The sequence below is a fragment of the Anaerobacillus sp. QJM3NY_32 genome, assembly GCF_056173645.1.
The window spans coordinates 1,057,551-1,074,082 of sequence record NZ_CM149684.1; the positions used below are offsets into that span (position 1 = coordinate 1,057,551).

Sequence of the window (16,532 nt, forward strand, 5' to 3'; positions counted from 1 at the left end):
TAGTTCAATTAGTATTGAACTAATTAAGCTGTTGGGAGGTATTTACAATGAGGTTTGCTGATCTACAAAATCGGGTGATAGAACTTGCTGAAAGTAAAGAAAACGAAGAAGCTTTGCGTGTTATGGAAGAAGCGAAAGAAATGTTTCCTCATAAAAGAGATCGGTTGGGTCATTGGAAAGCGAATATTTATGTAATGGAAGGAAAGCACGAAGAAGGTGTTGCTGAACTAAAAGAAGTTCTCAAACATGGACTGTGGTGGAACCCAGAAATTCTAACATCTGATCCAGAGTTGAGCCCCTTGCAAGCCTACCCAGAATTTAAGTCTATCGTAAGTCAATGTCATTCGATTTTTGAAAACACAAAAGCATCTGCACATGCGGAGTTAACCATTCAGGGGCATTCTGAAGCGGATACGGTCATTTTCCCTTTGCACTGGAAAGGCTCTAATGCGAAAGACTTTTCGGAGCAGTGGTCTGATGAGAATCTCGTCACCAAGTACTTGATGGGATTTCCTCAATCTTCTCAACTTTTCAGCTACCAATGTTATTCATGGGATGATGAAGCGGTTGCTTATAATGATGTAAAAAAGACGTATTATGAATTTACTAAACGGGTTGATGTGTCAGATAAAAAACGAATACTAGCCGGTGCATCTCAAGGAGGAAGTATCGCAACTCAAATGAGCTTAAGTAATGATATGGAAGAATTTAATTTATTTATTGCTGTTGCACCAGCTTTCGATATCCATTCACTAAAAGAAATTTTGCAAAATCAGCTGAACCCTCATGCAAGAGGCTGCATCATTACAGGAGATCAAGATCCTTTCTATGAAAATGCATTGGAAGCTGCTCAACTTTTTGAAGCTTATCAGATCCCTTGCAAACTAATTGTAAATGAAGGCATCGGGCATGAATGGCCGAATGAATTTCCAAATGTGTTAGAAGAGGCGATTTGTTTTGTAACGAGGCAGTAAGGACGTTGCTCAAAAATGACTTATACAATTATTGTTTATATGGAAAATGAAACCAAATAAAAATGAGATCGTACAAGTAGTATAGAAAGTCATTGATCATCGAAAAAGGAGTGGGGGAAATGGAGTCTAGAAAACATCTATTATCGGAACCTTATTGGATGATAAATACACTGGGTCTCATGCTTTTTATACTTGTAGGTATGCTCTTAATTTTGAATGACAATCTCATTGCTTTCACGATCGTAGCAGTTTGCTATGGATTTGCTATGTTTATCGGTAACTCGTTGTATCGCTCATATCGAAAGCGAAAGCAAAATAATGCTTAAATGATTTTACGAGACTCATAGTGAAATTTCCATGAGCAGCTAGACAAGCCAGGGACAGGCATGGAATGAATTCTCTACTCTCACAAAAAGGTGTTTGTTACGTAATGAAAAAAAGCTGGATCATTTCCACTACGATCACCATCTCACTCATTTTTCTCTTAATGATTTCAACATCTGAAAATATTCTAGAAGAATTAAAGATCGGGCTAGATTTACAGGGCGGATTTGAGATCCTTTATGAAGTACAGGATCCTTACGAAGAAAAAAACATAGCAGAAGAAGAGCTTGTAAAACAAACAGCTGCTCTGATCAGTGATCGGATTGATTTGCTAGGTATTAGTGAACCGGTCATTACGATGGAAGATGAGGATCGTATTCGCATACAGGTTCCTGGCGTGAAGGATCAGGAGGAAGCGCGCGAGTTTATTTCCATTGGCGGGAATATTACGTTTCGGGATACGGATAACAATCTTGTCATTTCTTCCACTGATTTCAAATCTGTTGGAATAGAACATCCTTCTCAGGACCTTGCCCCCGTCGTCACCATCGAGTTCGGCGACTCCATTGATATGAGAAACGTGACTAAGACTTATGAAGATCAAAGTCTCGCTTTATGGCTTGATTACGTTGACGGAGATGCGTATATAAAAGAGAGAGCAAAGGAAGATTCAAAGATTCTTTTCGAAGGACATATAGATGAGACCTGGACAAAAAATTCCGGGATGGCGATTTCAGGTAAATTCACCCAAAAAGAAGCAGAACTCCTTTCCAAAGCGCTTAGCACTGGAGATCTCCCTGCTCCTTTGGAAGAGATTTCTTCCCAATCTGTTAGTGGTCAGCTTGGTGAACAGGCGTTGAAAAATACGATGGTAGCGGGAATCATAGCTATGACGCTTATCTTTTTATTTATGATTTGGCGCTATCGTTGGCTAGGCTTGCTCTCGATAGTTTGTATGATCAGCTATCTTTATCTAGCTATAGGGATTTTCGTTTTTCTTGAAGGCGTTCTAACATTAACAGGACTTGCCGCTTTCATTCTTGGTCTTGGTATGGCAATAGATGCGACGATCATTACGTTTGAACGTTTAAAAGAAATAGAGGATCGTCGTTTGTCATTTGAAGAGCGAGTGATGCAAGCATCGAATCGAACGTTTCTTACGATTGCGGATGCGCATCTTACAACATTAATTGCTGCGGCAGGACTTTTTGTATTCGGCGTAGGCAGTGTGAAAGGTTTTGCGACGATGCTATTGATTAGCATAGTTGCTGGATTTCTAACATGCTATGCGCTATTACGACTTCTGTTGTATATGATCGGGGAGACAAAGCTCGTGGAATGGAATCAGGAAAGAAAGTCTTAAATGAAGAAGTGCTGTACAATGTTGAAAATAGTCTTATGTTGTAAAGGAAAGCTTCCTATTTTTGCACGTTACAAAGCAAGCTCACCAAGAGGTTGATGTGCTTGCCATGTGACGTGTCTTTTTGTTACTTAGCAGACTCTTCCTTCTGCTCCTTATCATCGTCCTCCTCATCATCTTCAACTTGAATAATATCGCCATTCATCCCGTCAATCTCAACTTCTTTCTCGCCGGTATCGGTTTTGATGTCGAACTCATAAACGATCTTCCCGTCTTCTTTCTCGACTTCTTTCTCAATCACGTCTCCGGAAACCTCTTCCAATGCGATCTTTTCAGCTTCAGCTTCAGAAATTTTAGCTTCCTCAATTAGTTTGCTTTCGTTATTGCCCGAAGCTAGCACATTCTCTATACCGTCTGATCCTTGATAGAGAAGAGCTCCTCCAGCTATGCCTAATGCGGTTCCGCCGATAATAAGTGTTTTTTTCATATTCATTAGTTATCCTCCTTGAACTGTTTTTTCTACAATTCTTATAATACGGATCGAATCTAATAAAAAAAGGACAGCAGCATGAGAAGTGGATGAGCTTTTTCTCATGAAATTCTCATTTTCTATTTAATGTTTCTTACGTTAAGGGTAGTTACAATAGAGGAAGATGAAATAAGGGGTGAGGAGAAATGGAGAAAGAATCAATTCTTCTTGTAGAAGATGAAATAAATGTTATTCAGTTCATGAAGTTAGAGCTTGAGCATGAAGGGTACGACGTGACAACGGCGCGTGATGGAGAGGAAGCGATGGCTCGATTTCAAGAAAAAGAATGGAGCGTCATTTTATTAGATTGGATGATTCCGAAGCTTGATGGCCTTGAAGTATGTAGGCGGATACGTAAAACGAGTTCCGTTCCGATTATTATCCTTACTGCCAGAGATTATGTTGGGGATAAAATTCTCGGTCTTGATCGTGGGGCGGATGATTACATTACAAAGCCTTTTGAAATTGAAGAATTGCTTGCGCGCATTCGTGCCGTATTACGACGCGCTCAGTCTCAAAGTAAGCAACAGGATGAAGACAAGTTAACGATTGCGAATCTTGAAGTGAACGTAAAAAGTCGTCGCGTCGTGCGGGAAAACAATGAAATTGAACTCACTCAGCGAGAGTTTGATTTGCTTGTTTTTCTCATGAAACATGAAGGCAAGGCGCTCAGTCGCGAGTGGCTTCTCTCAGCGGTTTGGGGCTACGACTTTGTGGGAGAAACGAATGTGGTCGACGTCTACATTCGCTATCTTCGCAACAAGTTAGATCGAGACTACGAACCAATGCTTATTCATACGATAAGAGGTATTGGCTACATCCTTCGCTCTTCATAAGCGTTCAATTGGAGGGAATCGCATGAAGAAACAACGAAACCAATCGCTGCTTCATCAATTTACCTCATGGTACGTGTGGCAGTTTATTATCGCCCTAATCCTAATCGGCATTGTTGTCCTTGGGGCCATCGGCTTTTTCTTGATAGATCGAACACAGGATGATGTTGGAGCGATGGAAGAAAAATTGCTGATGATTGTACAGGAAGATGAAGTCCAGGAGTCACTTGATGAAGTGTTGTATCCGGATCATGCCGATTATTATGTTGAAATCCGTGAAGGTGGGAAACTTCTCGCACAATCGAGAGGAGACGATGAAACACTAGATACAAGTGATGAAGTAAGCCTGCCATTGTTTGATCAGTTTATATGGAATAAAGAGGAAGGGTTATTCTATCGAAGCGATGTATCTTTTACCGATGGCAACATCCATCTGAAAGTCCATATGGAAGATGAGTTTGAATTCATTCAGCTTATTTTCTTTATCCTTCTCTTCACGGGGATATTAAGCATTATAATTGGCTCCATTTTGATTTATCAATTTACAAAAAAGAAGCTGCGACCGCTTCTAAACATGACGGATGAAGTGAGTAAAATAGACGGTTCTTCAGATCTGCAGAAGCGGATTCTTGAACCTTCGAATCCTAAAGAGTTGAAGGAACTTGCCGGTACGTTCAATCAGCTACTTCAGGAGCTAGAAGAACAGTTTGAACGAGAGAAAAGCTTTGTTTCCAATGCTTCACATGAATTAAGAACCCCACTAACCGCATTTCGTGGTCATTTGAATTTAATTAAAAGGTGGGGGAAAGACGATCCAACTGTTTTGGAAAAGTCGATTCAAGCGTTAGATGATGAAAGTAACCGAATGAAGCATATTTTAGAACAAATGCTCACGATCGCTCGTAATGAACATTTAGAAAGTAGGATGGAGAACGTCAATCTTACTCATATCGTTGAGCATGTGATCAGTCAATTCGAAGGAAATAAGGAAATCCCTCTTATCGGAAATCTTGAAAAGAATGTCACTGTGTTAGGAGATGCTGAGCAGCTTCGGCAAATTGCGGTTATTTTAGTTGAAAACGCCATGAGGTATACGGAGGTAGGGACGATCACGGTTGACTTAACACATGATGATGGTGCTGTACTAAGCGTTTCCGATACTGGTATCGGCATTCCAAAAGAGGAACAGTCGAAAATCTTTTCACGCTTCTATCGCGTTGACAAAAACCGCTCACGTGAAACGGGAGGAACCGGACTAGGGCTTTCCATTGCAAAGGAGTTAGTGGAGAACCATCAAGGTAAGCTCCATGTAAAAAGTGAAGTCGATGTGGGAAGTACGTTTACAGTCTTATTGCCTCTGAAAAAAGTTTCTGCAAGCATCGCGGAATGAATCCTCTTAGGAGGGTTCTTTGTTATAGATTCTTAATGAGTAGAATTGCGCTAAAAATACGATGATTCCATTGAGTTTAATTGGGATCATCGCCGTGATCCTATCCGTCGGATTAATGTATCCTCTCTTTTCAATTAGTGAAGTATTCCTGTATGTGATTGCGATTGTGTTTCTATTCGTCGTGATAGGTGACATAAGGAAAGCATCGTCAAACGAAAAAGGATCACAGTTTCCACTAAAGTATATTTTGATCGGGATAGCCTTTTTACTAGTAAGCTTTCTCTCTTGATTTTGAGAGGAAGCTTTATTTCTATTTTTATAATGAAAAAAGATGAGATATTGCCCAACATGTAACTCCGTAATTAGTTCAAATGTCATGTGAATTTCTATGATTTGAGAGCAAATTCACTATAAAAGTATAGGTTTAGTTCACCGTTGAAAAGGAATAAAGAGTAGAAGATAGAAGCAATAGTTTGAGACGGTCGAGTGACGGACAGAAGTCACTTTAAGATAACAGGAGGAAATGCAATGAACGTACTAAAAGAGCAATATGATTTAGTTAAACACACGCGTAAAGTTCTCTTTCATTTCTGTGAGCAAATCAATCAGGAGGATTATTTAAAAGAAGTAGATGGATACGGATGGGGTTCGATTCGTAATTTACACGTTCATATCGCAGAGTGCTATGAAAGCTGGTTAGGTCGCTTTGCTTTGGAAATGCAAGAGCCAATCGTAGAAGTGAGCGATGTAACGGATGTAAATGAAATGAGAACCGTGTTTGAGCTTGTTGATCAGCTCGTCTATCGTTTTCTAGAAGAATACGACGAGCGATTTGATGAGAAAATAAGTCGCAAGGTATCATGGCAAGAAGAGGAAGAAGAGCTGTCTCCGCTATGGTTAATGACGCATACAATCACGCATGAGTTTCATCACAAAGGGCAGATCGTAACACTTGCTCGAGCTCTCGGTTACGAACCGACGGACACCGATCTCTTAACGCCATCTGACATCAACCGTTATTTGGACTATCCTGAGCAAGGATGATTTCTCATAAGGATAATAGAAGCGACGACTCGTAAAGGGCTATAGCCATTATGAGTCGTCGTTTTTTTATTTTTCTCAATGGAAATTACCTTAATAATGAGAAAATGAGTGAAACAGAATCATTGGAAAAATGGTAAAATTAAGGTGGGGATCGAGGGGGATGTTATGAAATTCATGTTGGCCGGCTTTTTAGGCTTATTCGGAATGATTTTACTTGGATTATCCTTTGAGAGTTTTGGCGAAGTGGGGAATATGTTACTCAAGTTTATTGCCATCATAAGTGTAGTGGCTAGTGTTCGTATTGCGATGAATAAAAAAAGTATGCGTAAGTAGCTATTTCATACTACTAGAGAGGCGGGGTTTTCCGATGGGAGATATTCTCTTTCAACTTGTAGCATTTCTTTTAATGTTTGGCGTTCTGGGTGGGATTGTCTTCATCGTTGTGAGTTTCAGAAAGAGAAACTCAAAGCTTGATCGATTAGAACATAAGGTTGATCAGCTGCTTGAGAAAGACAAATCTCAGTCTGATAGATAGAAAGGGAGAGGAGTATGGTTTGGGCAAAAGCGATAGAGGGTTTGTTCCTTTTTTCTATCACAACGTTATTGATCTATGATTATTTTCCAGATATGAGTTTACAAGAAACCTTTCCTTCATCCATTCTACTCCTGCTTATGTTTGGGACTGTTGTTGCATCGTTTCTTTTCAAACGCTTGAGAGAATATACAGTAAAAGAGTTATTTCAGTCTCAGCTGTTTATGATCGTCTATTTGCTGTTCCTGCTAGCTGTTTTGAAATTAGCCGGGGGTGAATCGACTTTAGGCATTTCATTTAGTAATCTCGGTGTTTGGGCTATCGTCATCATCTCACTTCTTCAGTTAGTCGTTCTGTGGAAGAAGTTAAAAAGGGAGAGAGAATTTCAGTGAGCCGAATAGCTCAATTAAAAGTATTTTCATTGTTGTTGGTGTTATATAGCGTGATGTGTCTCATTCTATGTCCGATCCTATTCTTTAACGGCATGTTTCTGATGAATGATGGGGTGGTTTATAGTAAAGGTGTGGAGAGTAGCCTGCTGGTAAAACTTTATCTTTTATTAATGCTACCGAACGCTTTGATTCTGTTCCTAATTCATAAAAGCTACTCGAAGTCACAGCAAATCCGAGTCATGAATCTGGTCTTCTTCGCAGTCGTAACCTTAACATTCGGCTACTTTTCATTAAACTTTCCGTTTGATTACATTCAGCAGTTTGATTAATAAGCGATCAGTATGAAAAAGATCATTAGGAGGAGATCGATGAAAAGAGTTCAGATCATCATTGCGATTCCTTCCTGCTTTTTATTGTTATTCTCCCTTCTAACCAGCTATAAAGCGGGATTGATCATCGCGATGGCTGGTATTTTTGTTGGGCTTATACTAAGGCAAGTTCGCCTGTAGAAATATGGTGAGATTCTCGATCATCCGAGTCGACGGTATAGCAGCGAGGAGAGCTTCGGTGATTCAGAAGAATAGAGCGTTCAGTTGGAGGTGTGAACATGAGTCAAGTGCAAGGAGTGATGTTGGGACTTGTCATAGGCATTGCGTTAGCGATTGGGTTTGCTCTTGGACAAGAGTGGACGGATAACACGGTTATCAGTATCGTCATCGCTTTAATCGCTGGACTCCTCGCTCGAGTAGTGGGGAAGAATTTGATCAAGAAAATGAAATAAGTGAACTTGGAGCGAAGGGAGATGGAAATGAAGGTAAATCATCAGGGGAAGAAACTCCGCAAAATAGTAATGGGACTCATTTATTCCGCTCTTTTCATTGGAGCTATTCAATTTTTGTTTGATTCCGATCCATTTAATGATTATATAGGCTGGGGTTTTTTACTAACGTTTTGGTTTATTCGATTGCTCCTTACTGGATTAAAAAACATAGCGGATGGTCAAAAAAATCTTGCGATGTTAAACATCGGATTGTCTCTTATTGCTGGTATCGCCGTCGCAGCCACATGGGTAACTTCTTTCTTCGGTATTTAGACTATAGCAACTATTGTCTAATCCATTTTTACTCTTTTTGATTTGGATTCGCTTACAAAAGTTTACACTTTTTCCTTCCGTGGTATTTCATTAAAACAGCATAAAAAACTCACTTAATGAAGAGAGAAGGAGAGAGATCACGTGAACAATCAAAATGGACAACCAAAACAAACGCAGCCTGAACAGCCTGGTATTGAATCTGAAATGACGCCAATGCCGGATCAACCCCATGATTACATAGGCAGTCACAAATTGGATCAAAAAGTAGCGCTCATTACTGGCGGTGACAGTGGAATCGGTCGCGCGGTTGCGATTGCTTATGCGAAAGAAGGCGCGAACGTTGCGATTAACTATCTTGAGAAGGAACAGAGCGATGCCGATGAGACGAAGAAGTTTGTTGAGAAGGAAGGCGTCAAATGTCTGTTGATTCCGGGGGATGTCTCGGAAGAAAAAGAATGCAAGGATTTAATCGATAAGACGCTCGATCACTTTGGTAAGCTTGATATTCTCGTCAATAACGCGGCGATTCAGTATCCAACGGAAAGCATTGAAGACATTTCCTATGAGCAGTGGGATCAAACGTTTAAAACAAATGTCTATTCTGTTTTTAACATGACGAAGTACGCAGTGCCACACTTGCAAAAAGGAAGCTCGATTATTAACACGACTTCCATTAATCCTTATACAGGAAATAAGGTGTTAATTGACTATACGTCAACAAAAGGTGCGATCGTGGCGTTCACGCGCAGTATGGCGGCGAGCCTTGTAGACAAAGGCATCCGTGTGAATATGGTGGCACCAGGGCCGATCTGGACACCGCTCATTCCATCTACATTTGACGAAGATTCCGTTGCAGAATTCGGAACGGATAATCCGATGGGACGCCCAGGTCAGCCGTCTGAACTGTTCGGTCCATACGTTTTACTAGCATCTGATGACGGTTCTTACATGACAGGCCAGTGCATTCACGTAAACGGTGGGGACTATATGTCCTCCTAATGCGTGTAGACGGCCCGGCGTTAGGCCGGAAGCTCCGTTTATTGGCCAAAAATGAAATATATTGGCCAAACTGAGATTATATTGGCCAAATTCGAGATATATTGGCTAAAATCACAATTTATTGGCCAAACCGCCTTAACCAAGAAAAGCCGCACACTCATGGATCAGCATTCATGAGTGTGCGGTTTTTTTAAGCGAAGAAAAGATTGTATTCAGTCTGTTAAAACTCTATAATTGATAATGGATCTCAATTGTGAAGAGTGTCATTGATTCGATCATGTTATAGGGAGGTTTTTCTTTGCTCAAACGCTTCTTTTCTTATTACCGGCCATACAAATGGCTATTTATTCTTGATTTCGTATCCGCCATCATCGTCGGAGTGTTGGAGCTTGCTTTTCCACTTGCGGTGAACCAGGTAATCGATCGGTTACTTCCTGAGGGGAATTGGGGCATCATTCTTCTCGCGTGTGCAGGATTGCTCCTCATTTACTTAATAAATACAGGCCTGCATTTTATCGTCACCTACTGGGGACATAAGCTGGGGATTAACATTGAAACAGATATGCGTCAGAAGCTGTTTACGCATATGCAAAAGCTATCATTTGGTTACTATGATAATAGTAAAACCGGTCACAGCATCTCAAGACTTACAAAAGATCTCGAAGAAATTGGCGAGGTAGCCCATCACGGCCCAGAGGATGTATTTGTGGCGCTTATGACGCTGCTTGGTTCATTTGGATTAATGCTGATGATTAATTGGAAGCTTGCTGTCCTTTCTTTCATTGTTATACCGCTGCTGATTATTCTCGCTATCTACTTTAATAAAAAGATGACGAAAACGTTCAGGCGCATGTTTCAAGATGTCGCTGAAATTAATTCCCGTGTAGAAGATAGCATCGGAGGGATTCGCGTCGTTCAGGCATTCGCGAATGAACACCATGAACAGGAGAAGTTCCGTCAAAACAATGAGAGTTACCGTTCAACTAAGCTTCAATCGTATAAAATCATGGCGCAGAACGTCATGTCGAACTATTTGTTAATGAGAGTCGTTACGCTATTTACGCTGCTGTTCGGTACCTTTTTCGTTATCTCAGGGGAGCTCACGTATGGTGAATTCGTTGCGTTTATTTTATTATCAAATATTCTCATCGGACCGATTCAGAAAATTAATGCCGTTATTGAAAGCTATCCGAAAGGGATCGCTGGGTTTAAGCGTTATACCGAAATCATTGATACTGATCCAGACATTCAGGATTCGGAAGATGCGATTGAAATGGCGCTTAGCGGAGAAATTCGCTATCAAGATGTCTCGTTTGGCTACGAGGGTTACGCGCCTGTATTAAATCAAATCAACTTATCTATACAGCCAGGTGAGACGGTTGCGTTTGTTGGCCCGTCTGGAGCTGGCAAAACAACATTATGTAGTTTATTGCCTCGCTTTTATGAAATACAGGGTGGTTCGATAACGATTAATGGGATCGATGTGAGAGAGTTGAAGCTTTCCTCTCTTCGAAGTCAGATTGGAATCGTGCAGCAGGATGTGTTCCTGTTCTCAGGAACGTTTCGCGAGAACATCGCTTATGGAAATCTTTTAGCTGGAGATGAAGAAATTCTAGAAGCAGCGCGGAAAGCAAAGCTAGATGAGTTTATATATAGTCAGCCAGACGGGTTGGATACGGTGATTGGTGAAAGAGGTGTGAAGCTTTCTGGTGGGCAGAAACAGAGGCTTGCGATCGCGCGTATGTTCTTGAAAAACCCACCGATTCTTATTTTAGATGAAGCGACGTCTGCCCTCGACACAGAAACGGAAGTAGCGATTCAAAAGTCACTGGAAGAACTAACGGAAGGGCGCACGACGCTTGTTATTGCCCATCGTCTTGCAACAATTAAGAATGCTGATCGGATTATGGTTGTGACGAAAGATGGGATTGCCGAGCAAGGAAACCATGCGGAGCTTATCGAATCCAGCGGTATATACAGCCGACTTCATAAAGCCCAGTTTGGATGATGAATGACACGATTCCTATGATACGTAGGAATCGTTTTTCTTTTCCAAATCGGGGTCTTATCAATTGTAATGAAAATGCTCGTTTGCTAAAATCTATTGGACGACTAACTGATGCATAGTGCAAGAAAGGTGTTAACATTCATGCTTCAAAACCCAACAGGAAAAGAACGGTTTGGTCTCGCGTTATTGCTTGGGATGCTCGGAATATTAGGTCCGCTTAATATTGATATGTACCTACCGAGTTTTCCAGGAATTGCGAGTGATTTAAATGCGAGCGCTTCGCTTGTTCAGCTTAGTTTAACGACCTGTCTGATCGGATTAGCGGTTGGACAAATTGTCGTTGGACCCTACAGTGATGGACAGGGGCGACGCAAGCCGTTGCTCATTTTTATTTTCTTATTTGCGGTCGCTTCGATTCTATGTGCCGTGGCACCGAACATCATAACACTAGTCATTGCCCGGTTTATTCAGGGCTTTACAGCTTCAGCGGGAGTTGTGCTCTCACGTGCTGTCGTTCGTGATGTTTTTAGCGGGAGAGAATTAACAAAATTCTTCGCTCTTCTTATGGTTATCAATGCGACAGCGCCAATGATCGCGCCCATTGCGGGAGGGGCGATTTTACTATTGCCGTTTGCGACTTGGAACACGATCTTCTATTTCCTTGGAATTCTTGGACTCATTATCGTGACGGTTATCGGTTTCCGACTACCAGAAACGTTACCGCCTGAGAAACGGCTGCCAAGCACGGTGAAGCAATCAGTGCGAACGATGGGAAGTCTGCTTAAGGACCGCTCCTTTATCGGATATGCGTTAACGATTGGATTTGTTCACGGTGGTAGCTTTGCATACGTATCTGGCACTCCATTCGTTTATCAAGGTATTTATAACGTTTCACCTCAAGCCTTCAGTATTCTGTTTGGAATTAACGGACTTGCGATTATTTCTGGGAGCTTCATGATTGGCAGGTTAAGTGCTTATTTTCATGAAAGAAGTCTTCTTCGTACGGCGGTTATTACAGCAGTCACGGCTTCATCGTTTCTTCTTCTCATGACGATTATTGAAGGGCCACTTGCAACGCTCGTCATCCCGATCTTTATTTACATGACAGCTATGGGAATGGTACTTACAAGTACTTTCACGCTTGCGATGGAAAAGCAGGGCCACCGCGCCGGAAGTGCAAGTGCGGTATTAGGCATGCTGCCGCTGTTATTCGGTTCGATGGTGTCACCGCTTGTTGGAATTGATGAATCAACTGCGGTTCCAATGGGAGCGATTTTGTTCACAACGTCTTCAATTGGTGCGATCATCTTTTTTACACTTACGAAAAAAAATCAAGTTCAAGCGACTTCCTAATCGGAGTCGTTTTTTCTTGCTTTTTTATTGTGGAAATTATATAGTGTATAAAGTAGATAAAGATTATCCAGTTTAAGAGAGGTGTTTCTATGCAAATGAAAACAGGTGTGGAGCAGGGCGTTTATGCCATCCTCATGCTGACGTTTTTACCGGAGAAAGCAGTTCTACCTGGAGAGGTGATTAGCTCTCAACTTGGTGGGTCTCCCACTTACTTTCAGAAAATATTAAGGCATCTCGTTAATGCGGACTTGATTGCATCAGTGCCAGGTAAAAAGGGTGGTTTCAAGCTTAAACAAAAAGCGAGTGATATTCGAATCTATGATGTTTACCTTGCGATCGAAGGAAAGCAATCGCTGTATTCGTCGACGGGACTTTTTCAAGATTTGCTGAACATAAAGGAAAAAGAGGTTGATCTGCTATCGAATTTAATGGATGAAGCAGAAGGTTCCTGGCAGTCTATTTTAAAAAGGGAAACGATTGGGTCGCTTCATGAGGAAATCATGAAAAAGTGTCCCCCTGAAAGTCTTGAACAATTACGAGCTTCGATTTACGAGAAAATGGTTTTATAAACAAGGAGGAGCAATAATGGAAAATCTAAATAAATATTTTGATCTTTTTGATCAATCGAGAACGAGTGACAAAGCAATGGAAGAATTAAACGGACTTTTCTCAGATGATATGGTGTTCGTGTTAAATGGCCAAAAAAAAGAAGGGATTGAGAATTGGAAGCTCTTTATGGAGCGCGTGTTTAGAAATAATAGTGATATTAAACACATGTATGAGGGATGGAAAAAGGTCGAGGGAAGCGATTTGTATGAAACTCCATGGGCTGTTTGTGGCAAGCTCTCCACAGGAAAGGTTTACACTCAGACCGGGAAAGACATCGCGAAATTAAATGAAAACGGGCAGATCACGTATTTAGAGAATGTTCCCGATCAAAAAGATATGTTTCAATCGTATAAAGAGTTATAAAAGTGGAACATGCGTGTGACGCGGGTTTGGTTATATCTTGTCTAGTACTATGTGAGAGCAACCGTCGTTACACGTTCTATTCATTCCAAACGCATCGTTCACTAAAAAAGAGGTAAACCAGAGGGCTATTATCACCTCTCTGAATTTACCTCTTTTTTATTCATTTTAGTAGGGAGAGGCGTCTCCTCTTGTTGGGAATTCTTGTCTTCATTCTTCGAGTCATTCGCTGTCTTGTATCACTGCTGCTGTCGGTATCCGTATGTTGAGGAAAGAACTACTTCTTCATCTTCAAGGGCGGATCCAAGTGCGCCGATAATAATCGAGATGCTCGTAGCTGTCCACGTAATGTAGAAATAATTATCGTATCCAACAGAACCTGATAATTGCGATTCCAGCAGTCCCATCGGAATAAGAGCTATGACCGCTACGGCGAACATAAAAAATAGAATAATATAATAGAAACTAACCGTCACAAGCAGTGTTAGGATCGTTGCTACATTATAGAGGTTTCGAAGATATTTCGCTCGATCCTGCCTAGGTTTTTCCCATAGATTATGAGCTAGGACAAGCCAGCCAACCATTAAGAACGAGGAGACAATCATAAGCATAAACATTCTCCATAAACCGTAACTGTTACTTAACTGCCAGAGGGTAGGAAACACGAGAGCATAGGATCCAGTCGCAAAAGCAAAAATAATCACCTTTTTAAAAGCGGGGAAGATCGCCCACGGTCGGTTTGCTCTTACCATTCCAGTTAAGATGCGAATGGCGCCACTTAACCGTGACTTTACGATATATCTCACATCAATAGATGTTTCTTCTCCAGGCCTTACACGTTTAATAGGAGAAAACCGTTCGAATCCCCCTTTTTTAAAGAGCCTCTTCGACCCTTTTTCCTTCAAGTATTCGTATTCTTCATTTTCTTTTGCTTGTAATCGTCTTTGCGCTTTTTCTCGATCTTCCTCTGGGCTACCATAGTACATTTCGTTGACTAATTGTAGAATAGATTGCCTGATTCTTTTTACCATAGGGGTTGATCCTAATCCTGGAAGACTGATAATGGCTACTTTTTTATTTGTAGAAGCTTCTGCCAAAATAGGTTTTCTATCTTGAAAGAATGGTAAGTCTGTTAAACAAACGATGTAGTCCCAATCTTCTTCTTCCTTTCTCTTATAACCTGCTTCTAGAACTTCTTCAGGTTTTTCAGTGACTCCTGTGAGAGGATCAACGGTTGAATCTACATGCCATTCACACTCATCTTCTACGTAATAGCGAAGGAGCTTAGGCAATTCGCTACTTAATTGTTTACTTAGCTTTTCTGGATATCCAGGTGGGGTAACTAATCCAACCGACATCTTAGCTTGACTCACTTTTTCTTCCTCCCACTCCAATTTTATGTAACTATCTAGAAGAATGAATTCCCTATTTTATCAGAGTAAAACTGTTTCTTAACTGAATGTCGTAAGTTTACCATTTATCATTGAAATGGTTCCTTATATTTGAAATGATAGAAGGGAATAAATGGAATGAGGAGTGTGCTTGTGAGTAGTACCGTCGATTCAATTGTTACACTAAGCCTGATATACGGCTTTCCTATGATTGCGGTCATAATCAGGTATAAGAAGATGAACGCGAAAGAAAAAAGAGAAGTTCGCGAAAGTTTTGGCACACTAGAGTTTTTGTGCACTGGTGGCTTTCTCATAATTGGAGCGTTTCTATTATCAGTTGGCAATGTTTTTGAGTTTTTCATTGCAAAAGTAATGGGGCTCGTCTTTATTGTCCCTGGTGCGATCTTAATGACCATTAGCGTTTGGAAAAGAAGCAAAATGCGAAGTTTCATCTTCCTTCTTTTCTTTAGTGTGATGATCTTTCTAGGAACGTGGTTTTAAAGTATTTGAAGCGAGAAACAATAAATGTTGGTGTTCTTAGTAAGGCAATTTGCTTCTACATACGTTGGGCCATCTCCTACAGCTGGAGACGGCCCTTTATTTTATTCACAAACAACCTCTACCCGGCCATACTCATCCACCCAGAGACCAATGACCCAAACTGGAAATCCCCATGATTTAACAACTTGGGTGGAAGCAGCGATATCTGCAAAGTGTTGGCGCTTGCTTACGGGATTGGCAGCACAGTCGCAATGACCAACGACCGCAATAACCTGAGAAGCATGAGCAGTGAGTGAAATAAGCGAGTTTTCTCTAATGCGCTCGATGTCACATCGTGGACCATGAGACAATACGCGATCCATACCTGGCTCTGTGATAAGATCAACGTAATCAAGACAATATTGTGCTTTTAGCCACTGTGTGACAGGGATTTGTGTTCGTCCATCTATGCAGTTCAATGCCGTTCCGAATCGTTTCTCCATGTTACACCTGTCTTTCATGCGCAATTCTTTCATTGCCAAATTGTATTATTAAGGGCGGTGGAAGGTGCTCTGGCTGTGGTGAAAGCCATAACCAGGATGGTAAGTTGTTTGCCCGTGATGGTAACCATAGCCAGGATAATAACTTCCGTGTCCGTGATGATAGCCGTAGCCGGGATTGTAACTGCCATGGCCATGATGATACCCGTAACCAGGATAGTAGCTTCCATGTCCGTGGTGATAATATGGTCGATACACGATCGTTTCCCCCTTAATTAGTTGTACGATAGTGTATGAGAACAAGAATATGATCGTATAGGCATTGGACCGTAAGTGCCTGTGACATATGCTAAAATGGAAC

The 16,532-nt window shown here is 41.2% G+C and carries 22 protein-coding genes; 19 read left to right on the top strand and 3 right to left on the bottom strand.

Features of this window, described 5'->3' with window-relative positions; genetic code table 11:
• Positions 1–47 precede the first annotated feature (47 nt).
• From AC0VYH_RS05685 to secD, 3 genes are all read left to right on the top strand, one after another.
• Positions 48–974 (top strand): alpha/beta hydrolase, encoded by a 927-nt coding sequence (locus AC0VYH_RS05685; protein WP_475373420.1) that lies wholly within the window; start codon positions 48–50, stop codon positions 972–974.
• 119 nt (positions 975–1,093) lie between these two features.
• On the top strand, positions 1,094–1,300 hold the full coding sequence (locus AC0VYH_RS05690) for a hypothetical protein (RefSeq protein WP_194220621.1): 207 nt from the start codon (positions 1,094–1,096) through the stop codon (positions 1,298–1,300).
• A 104-nt stretch (positions 1,301–1,404) separates the two neighbouring features.
• Positions 1,405–2,661, top strand: a complete 1,257-nt coding sequence (secD, locus tag AC0VYH_RS05695; protein ID WP_475368581.1) for a protein translocase subunit SecD — start codon at positions 1,405–1,407, stop codon at positions 2,659–2,661.
• Between the two features lie 124 nt (positions 2,662–2,785).
• On the opposite strand, the gene AC0VYH_RS05700 is transcribed toward secD, so the two are convergent.
• A complete protein-coding gene (locus AC0VYH_RS05700) occupies positions 2,786–3,151 on the bottom strand; it encodes a PepSY domain-containing protein (RefSeq protein WP_475368582.1) in 366 nt (121 codons plus the stop codon).
• Between the two features lie 182 nt (positions 3,152–3,333).
• Between AC0VYH_RS05700 and AC0VYH_RS05705 the strand changes: the two genes are divergently transcribed.
• From AC0VYH_RS05705 to AC0VYH_RS05775, 15 genes are all read left to right on the top strand, one after another.
• The gene (locus AC0VYH_RS05705; RefSeq protein WP_475368583.1) at positions 3,334–4,023 is read left to right on the top strand and encodes a response regulator transcription factor; all 690 of its coding nucleotides are present in this window, start codon (positions 3,334–3,336) and stop codon (positions 4,021–4,023) included.
• Between the two features lie 22 nt (positions 4,024–4,045).
• Positions 4,046–5,410 carry a sensor histidine kinase gene (locus tag AC0VYH_RS05710; RefSeq protein WP_475368584.1) on the top strand — a complete coding sequence of 455 codons (1,365 nt, stop codon included), beginning with the start codon at positions 4,046–4,048 and terminating at the stop codon, positions 5,408–5,410.
• Positions 5,411–5,938: 528 nt separating this feature from the next.
• Positions 5,939–6,454, top strand: coding sequence for a DinB family protein (locus AC0VYH_RS05715; protein WP_430244550.1), 516 nt, complete (start codon positions 5,939–5,941; stop codon positions 6,452–6,454).
• Between the two features lie 108 nt (positions 6,455–6,562).
• A complete protein-coding gene (locus AC0VYH_RS05720) occupies positions 6,563–6,787 on the top strand; it encodes a hypothetical protein (protein ID WP_430244547.1) in 225 nt (74 codons plus the stop codon).
• A 34-nt stretch (positions 6,788–6,821) separates the two neighbouring features.
• Positions 6,822–6,989: a hypothetical protein gene (locus AC0VYH_RS05725; protein WP_475366820.1), complete on the top strand. Its 168-nt coding sequence runs from the start codon at positions 6,822–6,824 to the stop codon at positions 6,987–6,989.
• 14 nt (positions 6,990–7,003) lie between these two features.
• Entirely contained in the window at positions 7,004–7,378 is a 375-nt protein-coding gene (locus tag AC0VYH_RS05730; protein ID WP_475366821.1) for a hypothetical protein, read from the top strand.
• Positions 7,375–7,707 (top strand): hypothetical protein, encoded by a 333-nt coding sequence (locus AC0VYH_RS05735; RefSeq protein WP_475373421.1) that lies wholly within the window; start codon positions 7,375–7,377, stop codon positions 7,705–7,707. The genes AC0VYH_RS05730 and AC0VYH_RS05735 overlap by 4 nt, the downstream gene beginning before the upstream one ends.
• Positions 7,708–7,746: 39 nt before the next feature.
• Positions 7,747–7,887: a hypothetical protein gene (locus AC0VYH_RS05740; RefSeq protein WP_475373422.1), complete on the top strand. Its 141-nt coding sequence runs from the start codon at positions 7,747–7,749 to the stop codon at positions 7,885–7,887.
• A 98-nt stretch (positions 7,888–7,985) separates the two neighbouring features.
• Positions 7,986–8,159: a hypothetical protein gene (locus AC0VYH_RS05745; protein WP_194220631.1), complete on the top strand. Its 174-nt coding sequence runs from the start codon at positions 7,986–7,988 to the stop codon at positions 8,157–8,159.
• A gap of 21 nt (positions 8,160–8,180) precedes the next feature.
• Positions 8,181–8,471, top strand: coding sequence for a hypothetical protein (locus AC0VYH_RS05750; protein ID WP_475368586.1), 291 nt, complete (start codon positions 8,181–8,183; stop codon positions 8,469–8,471).
• A 141-nt stretch (positions 8,472–8,612) separates the two neighbouring features.
• Complete coding sequence (locus tag AC0VYH_RS05755) at positions 8,613–9,470, top strand: SDR family oxidoreductase (RefSeq protein ID WP_475368587.1); 858 nt, start codon at positions 8,613–8,615, stop codon at positions 9,468–9,470.
• A gap of 298 nt (positions 9,471–9,768) precedes the next feature.
• A complete protein-coding gene (locus tag AC0VYH_RS05760; RefSeq protein ID WP_475368588.1) occupies positions 9,769–11,478 on the top strand; it encodes an ABC transporter ATP-binding protein in 1,710 nt (569 codons plus the stop codon).
• Positions 11,479–11,619: 141 nt separating this feature from the next.
• Positions 11,620–12,831 (top strand): Bcr/CflA family efflux MFS transporter, encoded by a 1,212-nt coding sequence (locus tag AC0VYH_RS05765; RefSeq protein ID WP_475367463.1) that lies wholly within the window; start codon positions 11,620–11,622, stop codon positions 12,829–12,831.
• 89 nt (positions 12,832–12,920) lie between these two features.
• Complete coding sequence (locus AC0VYH_RS05770) at positions 12,921–13,400, top strand: RrF2 family transcriptional regulator (RefSeq protein WP_475366825.1); 480 nt, start codon at positions 12,921–12,923, stop codon at positions 13,398–13,400.
• A 16-nt stretch (positions 13,401–13,416) separates the two neighbouring features.
• Positions 13,417–13,803 carry a nuclear transport factor 2 family protein gene (locus AC0VYH_RS05775; protein ID WP_475366826.1) on the top strand — a complete coding sequence of 129 codons (387 nt, stop codon included), beginning with the start codon at positions 13,417–13,419 and terminating at the stop codon, positions 13,801–13,803.
• A 236-nt stretch (positions 13,804–14,039) separates the two neighbouring features.
• Here the strand turns inward: AC0VYH_RS05775 and AC0VYH_RS05780 are convergent, their stop codons facing one another.
• Positions 14,040–15,173 (bottom strand): acyltransferase family protein, encoded by a 1,134-nt coding sequence (locus AC0VYH_RS05780; RefSeq protein ID WP_475373423.1) that lies wholly within the window; start codon positions 15,171–15,173, stop codon positions 14,040–14,042.
• A 171-nt stretch (positions 15,174–15,344) separates the two neighbouring features.
• On the opposite strand from AC0VYH_RS05780, the gene AC0VYH_RS05785 reads away from it, so the two are divergent.
• Positions 15,345–15,692: a hypothetical protein gene (locus tag AC0VYH_RS05785; RefSeq protein ID WP_475373424.1), complete on the top strand. Its 348-nt coding sequence runs from the start codon at positions 15,345–15,347 to the stop codon at positions 15,690–15,692.
• A 101-nt stretch (positions 15,693–15,793) separates the two neighbouring features.
• Here AC0VYH_RS05785 and AC0VYH_RS05790 read toward each other — a convergent pair whose 3' ends face one another.
• Positions 15,794–16,174 (bottom strand): carbonic anhydrase, encoded by a 381-nt coding sequence (locus AC0VYH_RS05790; RefSeq protein WP_430244515.1) that lies wholly within the window; start codon positions 16,172–16,174, stop codon positions 15,794–15,796.
• Between the last annotated feature and the right edge of the window lie 358 nt (positions 16,175–16,532).